The sequence below is a fragment of the Streptococcus danieliae genome, from assembly GCF_013415245.1.
Taxonomy (GTDB): Bacteria; Bacillota; Bacilli; order Lactobacillales; family Streptococcaceae; genus Streptococcus; species Streptococcus danieliae_A.
Genome location: NZ_JACBXX010000083.1, coordinates 1 through 516, shown reverse-complemented (window position 1 = coordinate 516; position 516 = coordinate 1). Strand labels below are relative to the sequence as shown.

The window sequence follows — 516 nt, the reverse complement described above, 5'->3', positions numbered from 1 at the left end:
TTCAAGGCTAGGAAAATGCGTTTCTTAAAATTGTCAAAGTTCCTGAAACCAAAGGCATTCCGTTTGATAACCTTGATGAGATTATTAGTTGCCTCTAGTCTTGCATTGGAATAAGGCAATTCTAGGGGCATTACAAACCGTATCTTTGTTCTTAATGTGGAATAGAAGCATCTGATAAAGTTGGTAATACTGGTTTAGTTCCTCAGAATACCCAAGTAGTTCATCCAGTATTTCTTGACTAGTTAGATGCATTTGAAACATAGGTTGATAAGTGCGTTTTGTGCTCAATTTGCGGCTATCGGTTTGTATGATTTTCCAATACCGCTTTAGACGTCGATATTCTTTTGGCTCTATAATTTCTATAGTGGGTAACGACCCAAAATAGGGATTATAGGGCTTTTTGAGGTACAAAAAAAGCCCCATATGACCTATAATGAATAGTGACCAAACCAACATTAGGAGAATCATATGGAACTTATTTATAATACCACAGAATTACTCGGAATTACAGATAGA

At 36.0% G+C, this 516-nt stretch carries 1 pseudogene; it reads right to left on the bottom strand.

Annotated elements, in window-relative coordinates:
• Positions 1 to 342: pseudogene (locus HZY94_RS03040) on the bottom strand (transposase); the annotation flags it as partial.
• Positions 343 to 516 lie beyond the last annotated feature (174 nt).